General features: G+C 72.5%; 16 protein-coding genes. 10 read left to right on the forward strand and 6 right to left on the reverse strand.

What is annotated here, in order from left to right; translation table 11 throughout:
• Nucleotides 1-493 precede the first annotated feature (493 nt).
• The 5 genes from ACFWTC_RS25710 to ACFWTC_RS25730 all read left to right on the forward strand — a co-directional run bounded on the left by ACFWTC_RS25710 (nucleotide 494) and on the right by ACFWTC_RS25730 (nucleotide 6,196).
• The gene (locus ACFWTC_RS25710; RefSeq protein ID WP_383926570.1) at nucleotides 494-1,138 is read left to right on the forward strand and encodes a dihydrofolate reductase family protein; all 645 of its coding nucleotides are present in this window, start codon (nucleotides 494-496) and stop codon (nucleotides 1,136-1,138) included.
• 257 nt (nucleotides 1,139-1,395) lie between these two features.
• Nucleotides 1,396-2,034 carry a hypothetical protein gene (locus tag ACFWTC_RS25715; protein WP_383926568.1) on the forward strand — a complete coding sequence of 213 codons (639 nt, stop codon included), beginning with the start codon at nucleotides 1,396-1,398 and terminating at the stop codon, nucleotides 2,032-2,034.
• Nucleotides 2,035-2,095: 61 nt separating this feature from the next.
• The gene (locus ACFWTC_RS25720) at nucleotides 2,096-3,340 is read left to right on the forward strand and encodes an Imm49 family immunity protein (protein WP_383926565.1); all 1,245 of its coding nucleotides are present in this window, start codon (nucleotides 2,096-2,098) and stop codon (nucleotides 3,338-3,340) included.
• 220 nt (nucleotides 3,341-3,560) lie between these two features.
• Nucleotides 3,561-3,959 carry an STAS domain-containing protein gene (locus ACFWTC_RS25725; RefSeq protein ID WP_383926562.1) on the forward strand — a complete coding sequence of 133 codons (399 nt, stop codon included), beginning with the start codon at nucleotides 3,561-3,563 and terminating at the stop codon, nucleotides 3,957-3,959.
• Nucleotides 3,956-6,196 (forward strand): SpoIIE family protein phosphatase, encoded by a 2,241-nt coding sequence (locus tag ACFWTC_RS25730; RefSeq protein WP_383926560.1) that lies wholly within the window; start codon nucleotides 3,956-3,958, stop codon nucleotides 6,194-6,196. Before ACFWTC_RS25725 ends, ACFWTC_RS25730 begins: the two co-directional genes overlap by 4 nt.
• Before the next feature lie 126 nt (nucleotides 6,197-6,322).
• On the opposite strand, the gene pgm is transcribed toward ACFWTC_RS25730, so the two are convergent.
• Nucleotides 6,323-7,963: a phosphoglucomutase (alpha-D-glucose-1,6-bisphosphate-dependent) gene (gene pgm / locus ACFWTC_RS25735; protein WP_384028599.1), complete on the reverse strand. Its 1,641-nt coding sequence runs from the start codon at nucleotides 7,961-7,963 to the stop codon at nucleotides 6,323-6,325.
• Between the two features lie 291 nt (nucleotides 7,964-8,254).
• Between pgm and ACFWTC_RS25740 the strand changes: the two genes are divergently transcribed.
• Both ACFWTC_RS25740 and ACFWTC_RS25745 read left to right on the forward strand, forming a co-directional pair.
• A complete protein-coding gene (locus tag ACFWTC_RS25740) occupies nucleotides 8,255-8,413 on the forward strand; it encodes a hypothetical protein (RefSeq protein WP_383926555.1) in 159 nt (52 codons plus the stop codon).
• An 89-nt stretch (nucleotides 8,414-8,502) separates the two neighbouring features.
• A complete protein-coding gene (locus ACFWTC_RS25745; RefSeq protein ID WP_384028597.1) occupies nucleotides 8,503-10,011 on the forward strand; it encodes a DUF4246 domain-containing protein in 1,509 nt (502 codons plus the stop codon).
• A gap of 20 nt (nucleotides 10,012-10,031) precedes the next feature.
• Here ACFWTC_RS25745 and zwf read toward each other — a convergent pair whose 3' ends face one another.
• From zwf to ACFWTC_RS25760, 3 genes are all read right to left on the reverse strand, one after another.
• Nucleotides 10,032-11,480 (reverse strand): glucose-6-phosphate dehydrogenase, encoded by a 1,449-nt coding sequence (gene zwf, locus ACFWTC_RS25750; RefSeq protein WP_384028595.1) that lies wholly within the window; start codon nucleotides 11,478-11,480, stop codon nucleotides 10,032-10,034.
• A gap of 349 nt (nucleotides 11,481-11,829) precedes the next feature.
• On the reverse strand, nucleotides 11,830-12,276 hold the full coding sequence (locus tag ACFWTC_RS25755) for an ATP-binding protein (protein WP_384028593.1): 447 nt from the start codon (nucleotides 12,274-12,276) through the stop codon (nucleotides 11,830-11,832).
• A 183-nt stretch (nucleotides 12,277-12,459) separates the two neighbouring features.
• Nucleotides 12,460-15,801 (reverse strand): S8 family serine peptidase, encoded by a 3,342-nt coding sequence (locus ACFWTC_RS25760; protein WP_384028591.1) that lies wholly within the window; start codon nucleotides 15,799-15,801, stop codon nucleotides 12,460-12,462.
• A gap of 403 nt (nucleotides 15,802-16,204) precedes the next feature.
• On the opposite strand from ACFWTC_RS25760, the gene ACFWTC_RS25765 reads away from it, so the two are divergent.
• From ACFWTC_RS25765 to ACFWTC_RS25775, 3 genes are all read left to right on the forward strand, one after another.
• Nucleotides 16,205-16,951 (forward strand): hypothetical protein, encoded by a 747-nt coding sequence (locus ACFWTC_RS25765; protein WP_383926540.1) that lies wholly within the window; start codon nucleotides 16,205-16,207, stop codon nucleotides 16,949-16,951.
• Between the two features lie 146 nt (nucleotides 16,952-17,097).
• A complete protein-coding gene (locus ACFWTC_RS25770; protein ID WP_384028589.1) occupies nucleotides 17,098-17,460 on the forward strand; it encodes a DJ-1/PfpI family protein in 363 nt (120 codons plus the stop codon).
• Between the two features lie 11 nt (nucleotides 17,461-17,471).
• The gene (locus ACFWTC_RS25775; RefSeq protein WP_383926533.1) at nucleotides 17,472-17,738 is read left to right on the forward strand and encodes a GlsB/YeaQ/YmgE family stress response membrane protein; all 267 of its coding nucleotides are present in this window, start codon (nucleotides 17,472-17,474) and stop codon (nucleotides 17,736-17,738) included.
• Between the two features lie 21 nt (nucleotides 17,739-17,759).
• Here ACFWTC_RS25775 and ACFWTC_RS25780 read toward each other — a convergent pair whose 3' ends face one another.
• Together ACFWTC_RS25780 and tpg are read right to left on the reverse strand one after the other, a co-directional pair.
• Nucleotides 17,760-18,812 (reverse strand): serine hydrolase domain-containing protein, encoded by a 1,053-nt coding sequence (locus ACFWTC_RS25780; protein WP_384028587.1) that lies wholly within the window; start codon nucleotides 18,810-18,812, stop codon nucleotides 17,760-17,762.
• A 318-nt stretch (nucleotides 18,813-19,130) separates the two neighbouring features.
• A complete protein-coding gene (tpg, locus tag ACFWTC_RS25785) occupies nucleotides 19,131-19,688 on the reverse strand; it encodes a telomere-protecting terminal protein Tpg (RefSeq protein WP_383926527.1) in 558 nt (185 codons plus the stop codon).
• Nucleotides 19,689-19,695 lie beyond the last annotated feature (7 nt).

Genomic DNA, 19,695 nt, shown 5'->3' on the forward strand with positions numbered 1-19,695 from the left:
TTGAGGGCCCCGTTGGCGGGGCCGGCCCCATCCTTGCGCCGGTCCCCGTCCGGGCCATCCGCCGTGATCCGTAACTCATCACGGGTTCGTCTCAGACCCGGGACCGACCGGCGTCAGACCCGGGTCGCACGCACGTGCCACCGCCTTTCCCCTCTGGCCGCTCGTTCGGAGATGCGCCTGTTGCCCCCGCAATCACCAGGGGCACACCGGCCAAGTACCGCCGCAACAGGGTGAACCGCTCATCTCGCGAACCGAGAACGCATCAGTCCTGCGGCGTCTTGGGCGCGGAATGTCTGCGAGGAATGACGTCACCGCGTGGGCCGCCCGGTGTCCGTGGCAGCTCCTTCGAGGTTCCGGAGCCTGCCTGAACGGCGCAAACCTCACAGATCGGTACGCTGGGCAGCTGATCTTCTGACCGGTCGCGGAGGTAGCGATGAGTCTGCCTCGCCCGGAGAGTCCCACCACTGCTGTCACCCCGTCACAGGAGGAACGCGTGGCCCAGCTGTTGAGAGTCCAGAACTTCAACGTCTCGAGTGACGGCATCGGTGCCGGTGATGACCAGACGCTCGAGAGGCCGTTCGGTCATGTCGAGCCCGCGAGGCTGTTCGCCTGGGCGGGGGCCACGGCGAGCTGGCCCATGCGCACCGACCCCGGGGGGAGCCGGGGCCTGGACGACTATTTGACGCGGGACTACGCGCGCAACATCGGCGCCGAGATCATGGGCCGCAACAAGTTCGGGCCCCAGCGCGGGCCCTGGCAGGACCATGAGTGGCAGGGCTGGTGGGGTGAGGAGCCCCCTTTCCGCACCCCGGTGTTCGTCATGACCCACCACCAGCGCCCTTCGTTCACGCTCTCCGACACCACGTTCCACTTCGTCGACGGCGACCCGGCCACGGTCCTCGAGCAGGCCCGGGAAGCGGCACAGGGCAAGGACGTCCGACTCGGCGGCGGGGCCACCACCATCCGGCAGTTCCTCGACGCAGACCTCGTCGACACCCTGCACGTGGTGGTCTCGCCGGTGACGTTCGGGTCCGGAGTACGGCTTTGGGAGTCCCCCGATGAGCTGCTCGACCGGTTCCACCTCGACATCGTTCCCAGCCCGAGCGGAGTGGCGCACCACCTGTTCTGGCGAAAGTGACCCGCTGGTAGGCGCCTGATCGACACCCAGTTCCCGCAATGGGCCGGACTGCCCCCGACCCCGGCCGGGACCGTCCCCCGGCCCGGTTCCCGGAGCCGGGGGCCTGAAGACCGTGGGCTCGGCCTCCTATGTGCTGGGGACGGCTTCGACGTCCCGGCTTGCGAGACGACCATGTTCCTGGTGGCGAAGGGGAATTGCTATCGTCACGGGGATTGCCGGTCCGATGGGCCGATCGGGGAATGCCGAGGGGACGTCGCATGGAGAATCCGCCGCAGCAGCCGGCTTCGCCGCCGTACGTGCCGCCGGCAGCCGCGAGCCCCTCCCGGGCCAAGATCTGGGCGGCCGGGGCCGCCGTGGTGAGTGCCATCGCCGGCGTGGCGACTGCCGTCGCCGCCTTTTCCAACGGGTCGCCCCAGCCGGCGGCCGTGCCGCCGCCTTCTTCGTCCTCCGTCGGCGAGCAGCCCGCGCAGAGCTCCGCCGGCCTCCCTCCGGCCCCGGGCCCTGCGACAGGCGCCGGCGGGGCCGCGGCCGTCCGGTGGTCGGGCAAGGTGGTGCTCGGGCTGGAGGGCATCGACCTCTCCCAGGTGCCGCCGAGCAAGGGCACCAGCCTCGGCGTCCGGCCCGCGGCCGGGCGCAGCGGGTCCAGTTCGATGGAGGTCAAGGGGACCGTCGCCCTGTGGGAGAACACCGGGGATCCCACGCCGCAGGGGTGTAAGGACCTCCTTGCCGGCCAGTCGCGCGACGCGGTTGTCGTGGCGGAGGGCGACAGCGTGTGCCTCGTCAACGAGAAGTCCCCGATCGGCCTGCTGAAAGTCACCGCGACCCGCTACGACGAGGGCAGTTACGGGCTGATCGAGGGCCAGCTGACCACCTGGAACCTGCGCGCCACCAGGTAGTCAGGCCGAGCGGTCAGACCAGGGCACGCCCGCCGGCGAGCTCGCCACCGGGTTGACGGCCGTGGTCCTGGACGACACGGGCGACGACGAGGAGTACCCGCCGAGCGCGCGGGCCAAGCTCGCCGCCGTCGACGCGGCCCTGGACCGTGTCCGCGCCCGCGCCGCGGAGACCGGCCGGCCCCTCCTGGACCGGCCGGACAGTGCGGCGCTCCACGCGCTGCGCGCGCTGGTCGTCGAGGACCGGGAGGCTTTCGAGGGCGGGCTCGCCGGCCTCCTGGCCGGGCACGCCGCCCTGCAGGGCCCCGCGGCCTCCGCGAGCACGCTGCTCCCGCTCGTCCCCATCGCTCTCGCCGCGCTCGCGTACCGGACGCTGGGCTGGGCACCGGCCGTGCGCACCGGCTACCTCCCGCACGCCCTGGTCACGGACTTCGAGACCCGGGGCCCGCGGGTCGCGGGGTTCGGACGGAGCCGGAGGCCCGACGCGGTCGCCGCGGGCCCGCTGGTGGTGGAACGGCCGGCCTGCGAGCGGGAGGGGGTCGCGCACATCGAAGCCACGTACGGGGAGCGCTTGCGAGAGGCGTTCGCCCCCGCCGACGGAAAGCCCCCTGCTGTCTGGCGTCTGGGCAGCGCCATGGCTGATCAGGAGCGCCTCTTCAAGTGGCGGGCGGGGAACCCCGGCGACGTCGCCGGCGCCCAGCTCGCCACCCTCCGGCTGGCCTCCGGCCTGGGGGCGGCCCTGTTCCGCATCGCGCTGGCGGAGCCGGGCACCGAGGTCGAGGTGACCATCGGCGGCCGCACGCTGCGCTACCCGGCCGAGCGGGGCGAGGAGGCCGGCGCCGGGAACTGGCAGCGGGCCACCGCCTTCGCCCTGATCACCGGCGCCTGCGAGGACCTCGCCCCGCTGGTCCTCACGGGCCCCGTCTTCGCCCGCCCGGACGGCTCGGCCTTCGCCGCGTACCGCGAAGCCCTCCACGCCTACCTGAAGGGCGCCGAGCCCGAAGCGGCCGCGCGGCGGGCGCTCCAGGAGGCCGGGAAGGCCAGGGACTGGGGCTTCGCGATGCCGCCGGCCGTGCTGTTGTCACAGCTCGTGGAGGGTGACGAGGAAAGCTTCAACCTCGCCCTGGCCGATGCGCTCGAAGCCCATCGCGCCCACTACGAGGTCGCCGACCGCGCCGACGGCCCGGACGTCTCCGTCAACCTCGACGTCCTGGCCCTGGCCTGCCACGCCCGCCGCCGCGGCTGGGCGATCCGCGTCGAGTCCCCCTACCTTCCGCAGGACCTCCTGCGGGCCGCCGAGCCCTTCTAGGGGCGTATCCAGGCCGTGGACACGGCGATGACCATGAAGGTAGGCCGCGCCGGCCAGGATGCCGCTCGCCCCTGCCGACGCGGCCGGGGCGGGCGCGGAAGGCGGTGCGGTGGCCGGGCGTGGGGGGTGAGGGCCGGTGCGGTGGGTACGGGAGGGGCGCCTTTAGCATGAGGGGGTTGCCGGCAGGGGCTTTTCGTGGAGGACGCTCAGGGTGTTCGCAGTGGATGTCGACCAGTACGCACAGGGCGTGGTGCTGGGACTGCGCGGGGAACTCGATTACGACAGCATCGTGCAACTGCACGAGGCTGCCGCGGCGGAGCTGGTCAAGGGGGCCGGGGCGGGGCTGGTGGTCGTCGACTGCGCCGGGCTGTCGTTCTGCGACTCCTCCGGTATCGGCGCTCTGGTGCAGCTGCACCGGCGGCTGTCGGCGCAGGGCCGGGTGCTGAAAGTGACCTCCGTGCCGGGATCGGTGGCGCGTCTGTTCAGGTTGACGGGGCTGGACCAGGTTTTGTCCGTGCACGCGAAGGTATCCGAAGCCCTGCAGGAGGGGGTCCGCTCCACCGGCACCGACGACGGTGGCGAGCGTCCGGCACGGCACCACGAGGGGCAGAGCGCATGACACGGGTTCCGGAGCAGCCGGCAGCCGGCCTGACGGGGGCCGCGGCGGGAGCGCGTGTGCGGAGCGGGGGCTGGGCCGAGGACGACGTACGGGCCCTGTTCGGGCAGTCGACCGCCGTGTTCGCCTCCCTGGCGGGGCCGGCGCACATGCTGGAGGCGGCCAACCCCGCGTTCTTCGCCGCGATCGGGGGTGCGGAGCGCATCCGTACCGGACTGCCCCTGGGGCAGCTGATGCCCGAACTCGTCGGGCAGGGCTTCATCGCCCTGCTGGACCGGGTGTACCGCACCGGGAAGGCCCACACCGGCCGGGACACCCGGATGCTGCTGGGCCAGGGCGAGCAGGCGCGTGAGGCGTTCTTCGACTTCACCTACGAGCCCCGCCTGGACGCCGGCGGCAACACCATGGGCGTACGGGTCATCGGGGTGGAGACCACCCAGGTCAAGCAGGCCCGGCGGCTGACGGCCGAGCACCGTGCGCTGCTGGAGCAGATCGCCCGCCAGGCCCCGATGGGTGAGGTCCTGGAGGGCATGGCGCTCGTCATCGAGGAGCTCGCGCCCGAGGAGCTGCTGGTGTCGGTGCTGCTGGCCGACGCCGACGGCCGCCACCTGCGGCACGGGGCCGCGCCCAGCCTCCCCGACTTCTACAACGAGGCCATCGACGGCATCGCCACCGGTGAGGGCGTCGGCTCCTGCGGCACGGCGGCCCACCGGCGCGAGAGCGTGATCGTCACCGATATCGCCACCGACGCGTTCTGGGACGACTTCCGGGATCTGGCCGTCAAGGCGGGGGTCGCCGCCTGCTGGTCCACGCCGATCCTGGCCCGCGACGGTTCCCTGCTCGGCACCTTCGCCATGTACCACCGGGTTCCGCGCGTCCCGCGGGAAGCCGACCTGGCCCTGGCCCGGCTCTTCGCCGACACGGCCGCCCTGGCCATCGAGCGCCACCAGGCCGAGCAGGCCCGGCAGGCCGCGGAGGCCCGGGAGAAGGCCGCCCGCGATGACCTGGCCTTCCTGCTGGAGGTCAGTACCGCCCTGGGGTCCGAGCTGGACGCCACCCAGAGCCTCAGGCACCTGGCCGCGTCCTGCGTCCCGAGGCTGGCGCCCCTGTGCGCGGTCGACATCGTCGGCGGGGGCCGGCTGCGGCGCGTCGCGACGGCCGCCCCCACCCGGCGCCAACAGGACCTCCTCGCCACCCACATCCCCGTCTACGACGCGGCCGACGACGCGGTGGCCCGCGTCATGGCATCGGGGGTGAGCGAGGTCGCGCGCCGCACGCCCACCGGGCCCGGGCCCTGGCACGAGCTGGGCGTCACCGGCTACATCTGCGTCCCCCTGCTGGAGCGGGGTGAAGCCTTCGGTACCGTCACCCTGCTGTCCACCGGCGAGCACACCTTCGACGGGCACCATGTCGCCCTGGCCGAGGAACTCGCCCGGCGCGGCGCCTCGGCCGCGCGCAACGCCCGCCAGTACACCCACCGCGTCGCCCTCGCCCGCGACCTGCAGGCCGGCCTCCTCCTGCCCGACCTGCCCGCCGTGCCCGGCGCCGAAGTCGCCACCCACTACCACCCGGCCGGGGAGGGCCTGGACGTCGGCGGGGACTTCTACGACGTCTTCCCCCTCGATGACGGCCGCTGGGCGTTCCTCCTCGGCGACGTCTGCGGACGCGGGGCCCGCGCCGCGACCACCACCGCGCTGGTCCGCCACACCGCCCGCGCCGTCGCCCCCCTGCTGCCCGGGCCCGAGGCTGTCGTCCACGCCGTCAACCGGGCCCTGATCAACCGCCCCGGCAGCCACGGCACCGGCTTCGTCACCCTCACCTACGGCCAGCTCACCCCCACCCCCGACGGCCTGGACATCGAGCTGGTGCGCGCCGGACACACCCTGCCCCTCCACCTCGACGCCGGGCACCGCGTCCACACCGTCGACGTTCCCGGCTCCCTGCTCGGCATCGCCCGTGACGCCGACGTCACCCTGCGCCGTCTTCTCCTGCGGCCGCAGGAGAGCCTCCTGCTCTACACGGACGGCATCACCGAAGCCCGTGACGGCAGCGGCGACCAGTTCGGCGAAGACCGCCTCGCCGAGGCTGTCGCCGGCGTACGGCGGCAGCCGTCCCCGCAGCACATCATCGACACGCTGAACCGGGCCGTTCGCGCCTTCACCGGCGGCCACGGCATCGACGACGACCAGGCCGTCCTGGTCCTGACCGCCACGCCCGCACAGGGAAATCGGGCGGTGTAAGGGGTCGAGGCCGTGTCGTCCGGGGTCGGCCCGTGGACCTCGGCACGCCTCCCCGAGGTGTTCGCGCCCCGCCCCGCCGCCGGGCCCGGGCAGGGCGGGGTACGGCGCCCGCGCGGGTGCCGCGGGTCAGGCGGAGAGCGCAGCCGAGACCACGGACCGTGCCGCTTCCTGGACCTCGGCGAGGTGCTCGGGGCCGTCGAACGACTCCGCGTAGATCTTGTACACGTCCTCGGTGCCCGAGGGGCGGGCCGCGAACCAGGCGCGGTCGGTGCTCACCTTGATCCCGCCGAAGGCCGCGCCGTTGCCGGGGGCGTTCGTCAGTACGCCGGTGACCGGGTCGCCGGCCAGGGTGTCCGCGGTGACCTGGTCCGGGGAAAGGCGGCCGAGCACGGCCTTCTCCTCCCGGGTGGCCGGTGCGTCGATGCGTGCGTACGCGGGTTCGCCGAACCTGGCGGTGAGCCCGGTGTACCGCTCGGAGGGGCTCTGTCCCGTCACCGCCAGGATCTCCGAGGCGAGCAGGGCGAGGAGGATGCCGTCCTTGTCGGTGGTCCACACCGAGCCGTCGCGGCGCAGGAAGGATGCGCCGGCGGACTCCTCGCCGCCGAAGCCGAGGGTGCCGCCGGCCAGGCCGTCCACGAACCACTTGAAGCCGACGGGTACTTCGACGAGTTGGCGTCCGAGGTCGGCGGCCACCCGGTCGATCATCCCCGAGGACACGAGCGTCTTGCCGATGCCCGCGGCCTGCGGCCAGCCCTCGCGGTGGCGGTAGAGGTAGTCGATCGCGGTGGCGAGGTAGTGGTTGGGGTTCATCAGTCCGCCGTCCGGCGTGACGATGCCGTGCCGGTCGGCGTCGGCGTCGTTGCCGGTCGTGAGGTCGAAGCGGTCCCTTCCCTCGATCAGGGAGGCCATCGCGTACGGGGAGGAGCAGTCCATCCGGATCTTCCCGTCCCAGTCCAGCGTCATGAACCGCCAGGTGGGGTCGGTCTCCGGGTTGGTGACGGTCAGGTCCAGGCGGTGCTCCTCGGCGATGCGCCCCCAGTAGGCGACGGAGGCACCGCCCAGCGGGTCGGCGCCGATGCGCACGCCCGCCGCGCGGACGGCGTCCAGGTCGAGTACGGAGGGGAGGTCGCGGACGTAGGTGCCCAGGAAGTCGTACCTGCCGGTGGTGGCGGCCGCGAGGGCGCGTGCGTACGGGGTTCTCCGTACCTCCTTCGAGCCGCCGGTGATGATCTCGTTGGCCCGTTCCTGGACCCAGTCGGTCGCCTCGGATCCGGCGGGCCCGCCGTGGGGCGGGTTGTACTTGAAGCCGCCGTCGCGGGGCGGGTTGTGGGAGGGCGTGACGACCACCCCGTCGGCGAGGGCTCCGGTGCGGCCGCGGTTGTGGGCCAGGATGGCGTGGGAGACGGCGGGGGTGGGGGTGTAGCCGTCGGTGGTGTCGATGAGGACGCTCACGCCGTTGGCGGCGAACACCTCGATGGCGGTGACGCGGGCGGGTTCGGACAGGGCGTGGGTGTCGGCGCCGAGGAACAGCGGTCCGTCCACTCCCTGTCGGGCCCGGTATTCGCAGATGGCCTGGCTCGTCGCGGCGATGTGGTCCTCGTTGAAGGCCGTGTCGAGGGACGAACCCCGGTGCCCCGAGGTGCCGAAACTGACGCGTTGGGCCGGATCGGCGGGGTCGGGGTGCAGGGCGTAGTACGCGGTCACCAGGCGGGACACGTCGATGAGGTCCTGCGCCCGCGCCGGCTGCCCGGCTCGTTCGTGTCGCATCCGTTCACTCCTCCGTTTTCGGTCGGGACTCCCGACGGGGCCCGTACCGCTCCATGGTCGTCTGCACGGCGCCCGCCCGGGCCCGACGCCCCGCCACGCCCTTCACACGGCCTACCCCGCAAGGCCCGGGTCCCAGCACTCCCCCGGCGTGCTCCCGAACACATCAGCTGCTCTATGTGCGTTTTTTCGGGCATGTGACGGTAATAACGTCTATGCACCGTTCGCCCGCGGTGGACGCAGCGGGCGGGATGGGCGGCGACGCCGTCTTCCACCGTTCCGAGGGAGGATCCGATGGGCAAGATCAGCGGCGGGGTCAAAGTGCTCCGCGGCATGAAGCAGGAAGCAGACGGCAAAGCGCTGATGGACACCCGGCTGCGGACAGCGGGACGAGAGCTCATCGACAGGGGGCGCACCGAGATCCACCGGCCCCGCGCGGCCGGTCGGCGCTGACCCCGGCCACGACAGGGACCAGGGCTGCGGTGTCGGTGCGCTGACGTATCCTTCCCGCCACCGCACACCGACTCGGAGGACCAAGAGAATTGTCTGCCCTGTCCGCTTTCCCGCTGCCCTTTCACGCTTCCCGTTCCATATCGTTCGCGACGCCCCGAACACTGCGGGAACTCCAGATGATGCAGTGCAGTTCGCACATCCGGGCGAAGCCGGGATGGTTCGACAAGATGAACGATGCCGACGTCGTCGGCAGGTGGACGCGGGAAGCGGTCGCCCAGGGCCTCACCGAAGCACAGGTCCGCTACGTGCTGGCCGAACTCGGCTATTACGCCGCGCTGCGGGACGGGCGGACCGGCGTCGAGGTGTCGGCCGTCGACGGCGTGTGGCAGTCGGACACGCTGGTCGACGACACGCTCCGGTCCCGGCTGCGCGAAGCGGTCCGGGTTCTGGAAGAGGTCCCCGCAGCAGAACAGGACTGGCATCCCGGATCCGACGGTCAGGTACTGGATCTGGTTCACCCCTCACTGTTCTGCCTGGTACGGGAGGTGAGCGGCGCACCCGAGCGGGCTTGGCACAACCCGACGGACCGCTACTCGGCATACGAATTCTCGGAGAAGTTCCAGTGGCTGCCCACGGACGTCGACGTCAGTGAGGACGGCGATGTCACCTTCCGTTCGTACGTCAACAACGTCCACCCCGGGATGCACCGCGAACTGGACTCCGTCCTGCCGGACTTGTTCGCGCGCATGCTTCCGCTGCTGGAGAACGTGCTCACCTCTCTGCGCCATCCGCGGCCCCCGCGGATCGAAGCCGATCCCTACGGGTGGTACGAATCGAAGCCGGAGCGGCCGAACCAAGCCTCCTACAGCGATGACGGGGCCTACGCGGAGGCCCGCCGCGCCTGGGAAGAGGCCCTGGACGACTGGTGGGGGAACCGCCGTCCGGCCGTCCCGGACGCCCCGGCCTTCACCCCGCCCGAGCCGCCCGGCGAATCCGCCCGGGTCGACCTGCGCGGCCGCCGTCTCCAGGTCATCGTCAAGCTCGCCGTCATTCACCTCACCCCGGACAAGCCCGAGTACCCCGGTGGTTCCTGGCACGTCGAGGGGATGATGAACGAGCGGATCGTCTCGACCGGCATCTACTACTGGGACAGCGAGAACATCACCGCAAGCCGGCTGAGTTTCCGGGCGGCACTCGACGACCCGGACTACGAACAGAACGACGACAGCGGCCTGCGCGAGGTCTACGGCCTGGAGGACGAGGACGCGCTGAACCAGGTGCTGGGATCGGCGTCGACCCCGGCGGGCCGCTGCCTGGCGTTCCCGAACGTCCTGCAACACCGCGTCGGCCCGTTCCGCCTCGAAGACCCCACCCGCCCGGGGCATCGCAAGATTCTCGCGTTCTTCCTGGTCGACCCGTCGGAGACGATCGTCTCGACATCCGACGTGCCACCGCAGCAACCGTGGTCCGCCACCTCGACCATGACGCTCCAACAGGCCGAGAACTACCGCGAACAGCTCATGCAGGAACGCAAGTTCTTCGTCGACGAACACAACGAGCAGCTCTACGAACGAGAATTCTCCCTCTGCGAGCACTGATCCTCTCTGCCGGCCTGAGGTCAGTCGGGCAGGTGCCAGCGGTAGGGGGTGACGAGGGCGTCGATGCCGTCCGGCCCCCAGCTCCCGGGCGCGTACGGTTGCACCGCCGGCGGCGCGTCGAGCAGCGGGGCGGCCACCTCCCAGAGCCGTTCGACGCCGTCGGACCGCGTGAACAGGGACTGGTTGCCGTGCATGGCCTCCAGGAGGAGGTGCTCGTACCCCTCCAGGAAGTTCTGTGCGGCGAACGAGGTGCGGTAGGTGAAGACCATGGCGGCGTCGGCGAGCTGCATCGACGGGCCCGGCTCCTTGACCAGGAACCGGGCGGTGATGGAGCCCGGATCGTCGAAGTCGATGACGAGTTCGTTGCTCCGGCCGTCCGCGGCGGCCCGCGCGTCCAGCGGGAACATCCGCAGGACCGGCTCGCGCAGGCCGAGCGTGACCACGTGGCGGCCCTCGGCCAGGGCCTTTCCCGTACGCAGGTGGAAGGGCACGCCCGCCCAGCGCCAGTTGTCGATCTCGACGCGCAGCGCCGTGAACGTCTCGGTGTCCGACGCCGGATCCACGCCCTGCTCGTCGCGGTAGCCGGTGTACTGGCCGCGGACGACGTGCGCGGGGTCCAGGGCGCGCATGCTGTGGAAGACCTTGACCTGCTCGTCGCGGAGCGCGTCCGCCTCCAGGGCGACCGGCGGTTCCATGGCGAGGAACCCGAGCAGCTGGAACAGGTGGGTGACCACCATGTCGCGGAAGGTTCCGGTGCCCTCGAAGAAGCCGGCCCGGCCCTGGATGTCGATGTGCTCGGGCACGTCGATCTGTACGTGGCTGATGTGCTCGCGGTTCCACAGCGGCTCGAAGAGGCCGTTGGCGAAGCGGAGCGCCAGGACGTTGTCGACGGCCTCCTTGCCGAGGAAGTGGTCGATGCGGAACACCCGTGACTCGTCGAAGACGGCGTGGATGGCGGCGTTGAGCGCGCGGGCGGACGCGAGGTCGGTGCCGAACGGCTTCTCCACGATGACCCGGCCGCCCTCGGCGAGCCCCGTCGCGCCGAGCAGGTCGATCATCGAGGTGAACGCGACCGGAGGCACGGCGAGGTGGAAGAGCCGGCGCGGTTCGCCCCCGAGGGCGGATTCGGCCTCGCGCACCGCCCGGATCAGGGGGTCGGCGGCTCCTGTGCCGGCCGCGCCGAAGGACAGGGCGGCCGCGAACGCCTCCCAGGCCGGCCCCTCGGGCCGCGAACGCCCGAATTCCGCCACGGCCTGCTGTGCGTGGGCCCGGAACTCCTGATCGGTGAGGGCCTGCGCCGCCGGCGCCGTGCCCACGATGCGGTAGCGCCGCGGCATCAGCCCGGCTCGCGCCAGGTGGAACAGGCCGGGCAGCAGCTTGCGCCGGGCGAGGTCGCCCGTGGCGCCGAACAGGACGATGACGTGGTCCGCAGGGGGTTCGGGAGACTGGGCCGGCTGGGCCATCGGCATCCTCACTGGTCCGCGCCTGAGCGCTTGCACCGCGGCACGGCCCGGGCCCCGTGCCGTGTCCGGCGTCGCGGCGGTGGCCGTGCGTCCTCAAGCCCCACTCTGCGCGCCCCCGGCCGATGCGGCACCCGGGCCGTCCGCACCGGTCCGGGGCCCCGCAGGCCTGCGGGGCCGGCCGTGTGCGACCCCGGCGGGGCCGCCGTCGCCGGGCCGGTCACCGGCGGTCCCGGTAGCCGCCGTCGCCGTGACGGCATCCGCGCCGCCTGACCGTGCCGTTCGCTGGTCCGGGGTTCCTCCGGTCCGTGGTTCCTCCGGTCCGTGGTTCCTCCGGTCCGTGGTTTCCCTTTCCTGCTCAGAGCAGGCGCAGGACGGCGTGGATGGTCTTGCCGCCGGGGCGGGCGCGGACGTCGATGCGTTCGGTGAGGCGCTGGACGAGCGGCCATCCGTACCCTCCCGGGCGGCCCGGGGCGGTGGGGCGGGGGAAGGGTGCGCGGGGGTTCGCGTCGCTGACGGACAGGTGCAGGGCGTCGTCCGTGACGGCGGTGTGGAAGCGGGTGATGCCGCCGCCGTGGCGTATCGCGTTCGTGACGAGTTCCGTCGCGACCAGCAGGGCGTCGGCCGCGGTGACGCTGTCGAGGCTGATGCCCGCGCGGTCCAGGAGGTCGGCGACGGTGCGGCGGGCGGCGGACGGCGTGGTCACGGTCGGCCGGCAGCCGTCGTTGCAACGGCTGGAGCCGGTGGCGCGGTCGGCTTCTGCTGGTTCATACCGTTGTCGCCTGCCCTCGGCCGTGGGGGTCATGCGGCCCCCCACCCGTTCGGCCGGTGGGCGGCAATGCCCTCGCGGAGCTCCGCGGCGGCGGAACGGCCCGCCGGAACCGGAGTTCCGGCGGGCCGCCGCCCTCCCGGGCCGCACGGGCCGGGCCGTGCCGGGCCGGGTGTCAGCCGGTCACGGCGTGCGCGCGGGTTCCGGCCCCGGGGTGGCTCACCTGCCGAAGTAGGCGTTGTGGATCGTGACCGTCGACCGGTTGTCGTCCTTGTCGGTGACGACGGCCTTCAGTGAGATCGCCTTGCCCTTCTCGGGAGTGCGTACCGTGATCTTGTCCGCGTCGACCGGGGCGGGCGTCCAGTTCTTGCCGTCGTACGACACCAGGACCTGGAGGGTCTTCAGGTTGGCGCCCGCCGCCGCGCCCTGCACCAGGACGGGGAAGGTCTGCTTCGCGCCCGCCGGGACGGTGGCGTCCGGCGCCAGGCGCGGCAGGAAGCGGACCGTGGAGACCGGAAGCTTCGTCGGGATGTCGGTACGGGCCGAGGTGAAGGTCCACGAGGCGTCGATGCGGGTCCCGGCGCGGTTGTACGCCGGGTTCCGGTCGATCGTGGTCTCCACCGTGTACGCGGCGGACTCCGGGGGCAGGGTGAAGGACGCCTGGTCGATGGCGGCGTCCTTCTTCGCGTACGGCACGCCGTCGCGGTGGATGGTGGTGCTCGCGCCCGCGTACCGGACGAAGCCGGAATGGCCCGCCCCGTCAGCGGCCAGCATCAGCGACCCGTAGATGTCGTCGCCGTCGCGCACGATCCCGTCGTTCGCGTTCAGCAGCGGTCCCTGTACGCCGGTGTTGAAGTCCTCGGTGTAGGTCTTCCCGGCCGCGAAGCGCCGCGGCTCGCCGAGCTGGTAGACCGAGTCGAAGCTCCGGAAGCCCGCCGGGTCCGCCGCGCCCAGGATGCCCGCGGCGATGTTCCAGGCGGCCCCGTCCCCCGTGGACAGGTACACGTTCCGCGTCCCCGGCGCCGGCCGCACGGAGTACGGCGCCTCGACGCCGCCCCCGTTGTCCAGGATGCCGTGCGCCGCGAGGCCGCCTTCGAGGCCGGGTACGGACGAGCCGGTCCTCGCCTTCACCAGGGCCATGTCCTTGGTCCGGTACGTCTTGCCGTAGCCGGTGGCCAGTTCCCGGACCGGGCCGCCCGTGAGGACGTTGTACTCGGTGGCGCCGTGCTCCCAGTGGGCGGACCACTGCTGGGTGAGGGCGCCGTCGGCCATCCGGGGGCCGAGGTACCCGGTGCGCAGGTTGTCGAAGGCGGTGAGCTCGACTCCCTCGATGAGGAACGTCTCGGGCGTGCTCAGGGTGTACATCATCCCGGCGCGCGTCGAGCGGGCCTTGCCGTCCGGCACCTTGACCGTCACCGGCCGGGTGGTCCGGGCGTCGAGGGTGACGGTGGTGGGGCCGGTCACCGAGAACTGCGGGTGGTTGAGGAGGTCGGCACCCTTACCCGGGGCGGCGGGGTCCACGAGCATGTCGGCCGACAGGTTGTAGGTGCCGCGGGGCAGCCGGACCGTGGCGGAGCCCGAGGACAGGTCGGGGAAGGTCCGCCAGCCCGCGGCGAGGCCTTCGTAGCCCTTCAGGTCGGCCTGCCAGGAGGTGCTGGGCGCGCCGTCGCGTCCGAGGGTCTTGAAGGTGACGTCGTACGACTCGGCCTCGCGTTCCACCGCTGCCGCGGTGCGTACGCTCTTGCCGGCTCCGGACGCGAGGACCGTGGTGGAGTACGAGCCGTCGGCGGCGCCGAGCCGGGTGTCGGCGGTCAGGCCGACGGCGGCGGTACCGCCCGCGGGGACCGTGATCCGCTGCGCTCCGAGGGTGAAGAACCCTGCCGGGGCGGGCTGTGCGTCGCCGCCGGTGGGCGGGGTCAGCGACAGGTCCAGCGTGAGCGCGGTGGTGCCGTTGTTGCGGTAGGTCACCTGCCGGGTGACGGGTGTGTCGTCGGTGTGGGGCCACTGCTGGGTGCCCAGGCTGATCGAGGCCGGTTCGGAGACGACGCTCTGGTCGATCGCCTGGTCGACCGCGAGGCGGCCCGCGCCCTGCTGGAAGACCGTGTGGGCGCCGTCCTTGGCGGATCCCGTCAGGGCGGCCTTGATCCGTGCGCCCGTCCAGGTGGGGTTCTTCTGCTTGAGGACGGCGGCGGCGCCCGCGACGTGCGGGGTGGCCATCGACGTACCGCTCTTGCTGACGTATCCGAGCGGGTCCTGTCCCCCGGTGCCCTCCGCGGCGGCTGCCGTGATCTCCACGCCCGGTGCGGTGATGTCGGGCTTGACGGCGTGGTCGCCGGTGCGGGGGCCCACTGCGGAGAAGTCGGCGATCGCGTCGTTGTCGTCGACGGCGCCGACGGTCAGGGCTTCGTCGGCACTGCCCGGGGAGTCGACCGTGCCCCGGCCCGGGCCGCTGTTGCCCGCGGCGACGGCGAACAGGACGCCCTTCTCGGCGGAGAGCTTGTTGATCTGGGCTTCCATCGGGTCGATCCCGGGGGTGTCGGGGCCGCCCAGGCTCATGTTGATGATGTCGGCGCCCTGGGCCACGGCCCAGTCGACCCCGGCGATGATGCCGGAGTCGTCGCCGGTCCCCCGGTCGTCCAGCACCTTGGCGTTGATCAGCTGTGCTCCGGGCGCGACGCCCTTGAACCGGGCGTCCTTGGTCCCCGTGCCGGCCGCGATGGAGGCCACGTGGGTTCCGTGCCCGACACGGTCCCGGGTGTCCGGGGAGGCGCTGAAGTTGCGTTCCGCGACCACCCGTCCCGCCAGGTCCGGATGGGTGGCGTCGATCCCGGAGTCCGCGACGGCGATCTTCACACCGGTGCCGTCGTACGAACGGGCCCAGGCCGCCGGGGCGCCGATCCGGCCGGTGCTGCGGTCGAGCGACGCCTTCCGCACGCCGTCCAGCCAGATCTGCGCGATGCCGGAGGTGGTGGCGGCCGTGCCGTCGCCCTGCGGGCGGGTCAGGGCGTCCCACAGTGCGCCCGTGCTGTCGGTGACGCTGGTGACGGCGTCGGCGTCGAGGGCCGACAGGGTCCGGCGGACGGTGGTGCCGTCGGAGGCCCGCACGTGCGCGCGGGCGGACTGGGCCGCGGCTCCCCGGTATCCGACGATCACCTTGAGCCCGGCCCGGTGGGCCTCGCGGCTCTCCGGCTTGGCGAGTTCGGTGATGTCGAACAGCCGCTGGTCCAGCGTGCCGTCGGCGATCAGCTTCCGGGCGTCACGCGGCACCACGTAGGTGCGGCCGTCGTGGACCTGGGTGAAGAAGGGTATGTCCTCCCGGCCCTTGGCCCGTTGGATGCCGCCGACCCGGCCGCGGGAGTCCACGAGGACCCGGTCGCCGGTGACCAGGGGGACGGTGTGCACGGTCCTGCCGTCCGCCGTGAGGCCCTTGGCCAAGGGCGCGGGGGCCGTGTCCGGGCCGCCGGGGGCAGCCGACGCGGGGCCGGTCAAGCCCGCCGTCAGGGCGACGGCGGCCGCGAGGGCAACGGGGGTGGCGTACGCCTTCTTTGGCAATTTTCGCAAGATTTTCCCTGCTCAGGAGTGGATACGGGCAGGCGCAGGGCCGGCCCGTACGGGGGTGTGTCCGTGTCGCTGCGTTTCCCTCTCGCCCGCGGGGCGGCCGCCGGTGCGCGGCACAGGCGGCCCCGTCGGCTGTGGCGGTCGTGTGGTGGCGCAAGGGGGCCCCTGGTGGCGTGGGTTCGGCGACTCCCCCCTGGATACGTTGCGGTGAACCGCCGGTGCCAGGTCCTGCCGGGCAGCATGGGCCGGCCGAAGGGGCAGCTTCCGGCGGCCGGTCGCCGCCGGCGGCGTCCGGTGTGCGGTGTCGGCGTCGGTGTCGCGGGGCCGTGCGTGGAGGCCTGCCGTACGGGTGCCGTACGGCCCGTGTGACCATGTCCGTCGATCATCCGCACCACATGGGGGGACCATGCGCACCCGTACCCGTACCCGCACCGATACCGTCGTGACCGGCTTCGGCGCCGCGCTCGTGGCGTTCCTCGTCCTGGCCGGCTGCACCGGCGCTCCGGCCGGGGACCGGCACGGGACCGAGGCGTCCACGGCTTCCGCGCCCGCGCCCGCACAGGGCTCCGCGTCCGGGGCGGGGGCCGGTGGCGGCTTCGAGGGGCCGCGGCCGCAGGACCAGAACCTGCTGGCCTGGACCGGAGACCCCAACGACGCGGGTCACGTCACGGCCCAGTCGGCCGCGGGGGTCGGCGGGCGGATCACCCTGGTGCGGATCGTCCTGCGCGAGCGGATCACCTGGTCGAACGTCTGGCTGGGCCTGGCCGGCATCGACCCCAACGCCCAGCTCGCCAACTGCCGCCTCGGTGTGTACAGCGAGGGCGGCGCCCTGCTCGGGACCACCCCCGACATCTCGTCCCAGCTGATGACCGATGCCATCGCCAAGCCCCTGGCCCTGGAGAAGCCGTTCACGGCCGCGCCCGGAACCTACTTCATCGCCCTGCTCCTCAACGGCAGTTGGGCCACCAACGCGCTCACCCTGAAGTCCACGGGCGCCGGCATCTCGGTCAACGCCGGGCTGACGCCGCCGAAGCTCCGTTACAGCACCATCCTGACGGGCCAGACCTCGCTGCCGTCCCAGGTGGACCTGGCCGCACAGTCCGTGAGCACCATCAACACCGGCTGGGCCAGCCAGTGGTACGCCGTCTCCTGACCACGGGGGCGAACCCGGGTCCTCGGCCCCTCCGGATCCTCGGCAAACCTGGGTCCTCGCTCGGCCCGTATGTCCGATGTTTCATCTTTTGATCGTGGGACAGTCGATAGACAGATCGCGACTTTCCCTTTCGAAGGAGACATTTCATGCGTGTGGCGTTCCTCGTGGCCACCGAGGGCATCGAACAGGTCGAACTGACCGAACCGTGGCAGGCCGTCTCCCGGGCCGGGGGCCACCCCTCCCTGATCTCCCCCGAGCCGGGCCGGGTCCAGGCCTTCGACCGCCTGGACAAGGCCGACACGTTCCCCGTCGACCTCACCGTGGGCGAGGCGAAGGCCGAGGACTTCGACGCCCTGGTCCTGCCCGGCGGCGTGGCCAACCCCGACGCGCTCCGGGTGGACGAGGAGGTCCACGTCTGCACGGCGGCGCCCTCCGCGCTGATCACCAGCCGGAACCCGGGCGACCTGCCCGCGTTCTGCACGGCACTGCTGGCCGAGCTGAAGGGCTGAGGGGACGCGCCATGGGAATCATCGCCTGGATCCTGATCGGACTGCTGGCCGGCGCCATCGCCAAAGCGATCACCCCCGGCCGCGACCCCGGCGGCTGCCTGATCACCATGCTGATCGGCATCGCCGGCGGCCTGCTCGGCGGCTGGCTCGGCAAGGTCATCTTCGGAGTCGAATCGATCAACGGCTTCTTCCACCTGTCCACCTGGATCGCGGCCGTCGCGGGCTCGGTCATCCTGCTCCTGCTGTACCGGCTCGTGGCCGGGCGCCGCAGCCACTGACGCCCCCTGCCCCGCCCGGGGTCAGTGCGGCACGGCCGTGTGCCGTGTCTGCAGGGTGCGCAGGAGGTCGAAGGCGGGGCGGTCGACCGGGCGCGGGGTATTGCCGAGGGCGATGACCCCCAGCCGCTTCTCCGGGTCGAAGGCGACGAAGGAGGAGAACCCGCCGGTGCCGCCGTTGTGCCAGATCTGGAGGTGGGCGCCCTGGCGGGGGTGGAGGCGGTGGGCCATCCAGCCGAGGTGGACCCAGGCGAAGGGGCTCTTGCGGTACTCGACGTCCCGGCTCAGGCGGATCGCGTCCGCGAGGGGCTCGGGGCCGCCGTCGATCTGGGCCCGTACGAAGGCCGCCAGGTCGGCCGCGGTGGACCGCAGGCCGCCGGCTCCGGTCAGGTCGGCGAGGTTCCAGGCAGGGGTGGGCCGGCCGCGGCGGTCGTGGCCTTGGGCGGTGCGTTGCGCGCGTGCGGCGTCCACGCCCACCACGGTGTCCCCCATGCCCAGGGGGGTCAGGATCGTCCGGGTGACGAGGGTTTCGTAGTCGGTGCCGGCCCGGTGGGCCAGGGCCAGTCCCAGCAGTCCGCTTCCCAGGTTGGAGTAGCGGAACCTGGCGCCCGGTGCGGCTCCCAGGCGGGTCCGGGCCAGCCCCGACAGGAGCCACTCGGAGCTGCAGTGGGCGTACGGGTCCGGCTTGGCGGGGCGCAGCAGGGCCTGGAGCAGCATGCCCCTGGGCAGCCGGGGCAGGCCGGAGGTGTGGGTGCCGAGGTGGCGCAGGGTGATCCGCTCGCCGCCGCGTGACGGGACGGCCGTCCCGTCGGGCAGCAGGTCGCTCAGCGGTTCGTCCAGGTCTGCTTCGCCGGTCACGGCCATCCGGGCCAGGGCCAGGGAGGTGAACGCCTTGGTCACCGACCCGATCTCGAAGAGGGTGTCGGGCCCCGGTACACGAGCGTGGTCCGTGCCGGTGCTGCCGGCACCTTTGATCTCTACGTGGTCTCCCGCGAGGGCGGCCACCACCACGCCGACGCGGCGGTCGGCCAGCCGGTCGGCGGTCTGCTGGACGAGGGTGCCGAGTTCTTGATCCATGAACGAAATCATCGCGGTGTCCGGTCGCCGGCCCGTGCGCCCTGATGATGAATTGCGGTGCGCGGCACTGCGACTTGAGCAGGAGGGCTGTGTGCTGTCTCCTGCGCCGGGAGGTGGATGCGGCGGGGGGGGGCAGGCTCCGGCCGGCAGCGTGCGCGACCACTGCGCGGTCACGTCGCCGGCCTTCGGCAGCCGCGGCTTCCCGCCGGGGGTGATCCTCCGGGGTGTGGATGTCCCCGTCTGCCTGGCCGGCCCGGATCAGGTCGGTCACGGCCTGTCCGGCGCGGTCAAACCCCCCTCCTGACGGCGCCGGTGCGGCTACAGGCCGAATTCGAGGTGTTCGATGTCGGTGAAGCGGACTTCTTCGAGGGAGCCGGCGCGGCGGCCGCCGTCCTGGAAGTAGGTCTCCCTGAGGGCTTCGGCGGCGATCTGCTGGAGGTCGGCGTCGGTGGCGCCCCGCGCGCGGGCGTCGAAGAGGCGGGCGGCGTGCCGGGGCGGCAGGGCGACGGTCAGGTGCCGGATCCGGCTCTCGTCCGTCGTTGCGACCGGGGCGTCGTAGCCCAGGCGGGCGCGGAAGTCGATGACGATCCCGTCGGTCGTGGCCGCCCTCGCCCTCGCCTTCGCCCGGACCTGCGGCTGCCACCGCGCCTTCACCTCGCGCTGCATGCGCGCGGCGAGGTCCCGGCGGGGCTTCTTGATCTGGCCCTTCACGTACCGCTCGACGGTGCGCTGGGAGACCCGCAGCATCCCGGCGGCCGCGCGGGTGCCCCCCAGCTGCCTGACCAGGTACCGCATCTGCGCGCCGGCCGTCTTCGGTGCCGGGCGGGTGAAGGCCTGCTGCACCGCCTGGTCGAGGCCGTCCCCGAACCTGCTCATCGCGGCT

The sequence above is a fragment of the Streptomyces sp. NPDC058619 genome (assembly GCF_042717785.1).
Taxonomy (GTDB): Bacteria; Actinomycetota; Actinomycetes; order Streptomycetales; family Streptomycetaceae; genus Streptomyces.

What these genes read in the sequence shown, in the direction of transcription:
- ACFWTC_RS25715 (WP_383926568.1), top strand. Translation starts at nt 1,396, where the DNA reads ATGGAGAATCCGCCGCAGCAGCCGGCTTCGCCGCCGTACGTGCCGCCG.
- ACFWTC_RS25730 (WP_383926560.1), top strand. Translation starts at nt 3,956, where the DNA reads ATGACACGGGTTCCGGAGCAGCCGGCAGCCGGCCTGACGGGGGCCGCG.
- pgm (WP_384028599.1), bottom strand. Translation starts at nt 7,963, where the DNA reads ATGCGACACGAACGAGCCGGGCAGCCGGCGCGGGCGCAGGACCTCATC.
- ACFWTC_RS25740 (WP_383926555.1), top strand. Translation starts at nt 8,255, where the DNA reads ATGGGCAAGATCAGCGGCGGGGTCAAAGTGCTCCGCGGCATGAAGCAG.
- zwf (WP_384028595.1), bottom strand. Translation starts at nt 11,480, where the DNA reads ATGCCGATGGCCCAGCCGGCCCAGTCTCCCGAACCCCCTGCGGACCAC.
- ACFWTC_RS25755 (WP_384028593.1), bottom strand. Translation starts at nt 12,276, where the DNA reads ATGACCCCCACGGCCGAGGGCAGGCGACAACGGTATGAACCAGCAGAA.
- ACFWTC_RS25765 (WP_383926540.1), top strand. Translation starts at nt 16,205, where the DNA reads ATGCGCACCCGTACCCGTACCCGCACCGATACCGTCGTGACCGGCTTC.
- ACFWTC_RS25770 (WP_384028589.1), top strand. Translation starts at nt 17,098, where the DNA reads ATGCGTGTGGCGTTCCTCGTGGCCACCGAGGGCATCGAACAGGTCGAA.
- ACFWTC_RS25775 (WP_383926533.1), top strand. Translation starts at nt 17,472, where the DNA reads ATGGGAATCATCGCCTGGATCCTGATCGGACTGCTGGCCGGCGCCATC.
- ACFWTC_RS25780 (WP_384028587.1), bottom strand. Translation starts at nt 18,812, where the DNA reads ATGGATCAAGAACTCGGCACCCTCGTCCAGCAGACCGCCGACCGGCTG.
- tpg (WP_383926527.1), bottom strand. Translation starts at nt 19,688, where the DNA reads ATGAGCAGGTTCGGGGACGGCCTCGACCAGGCGGTGCAGCAGGCCTTC.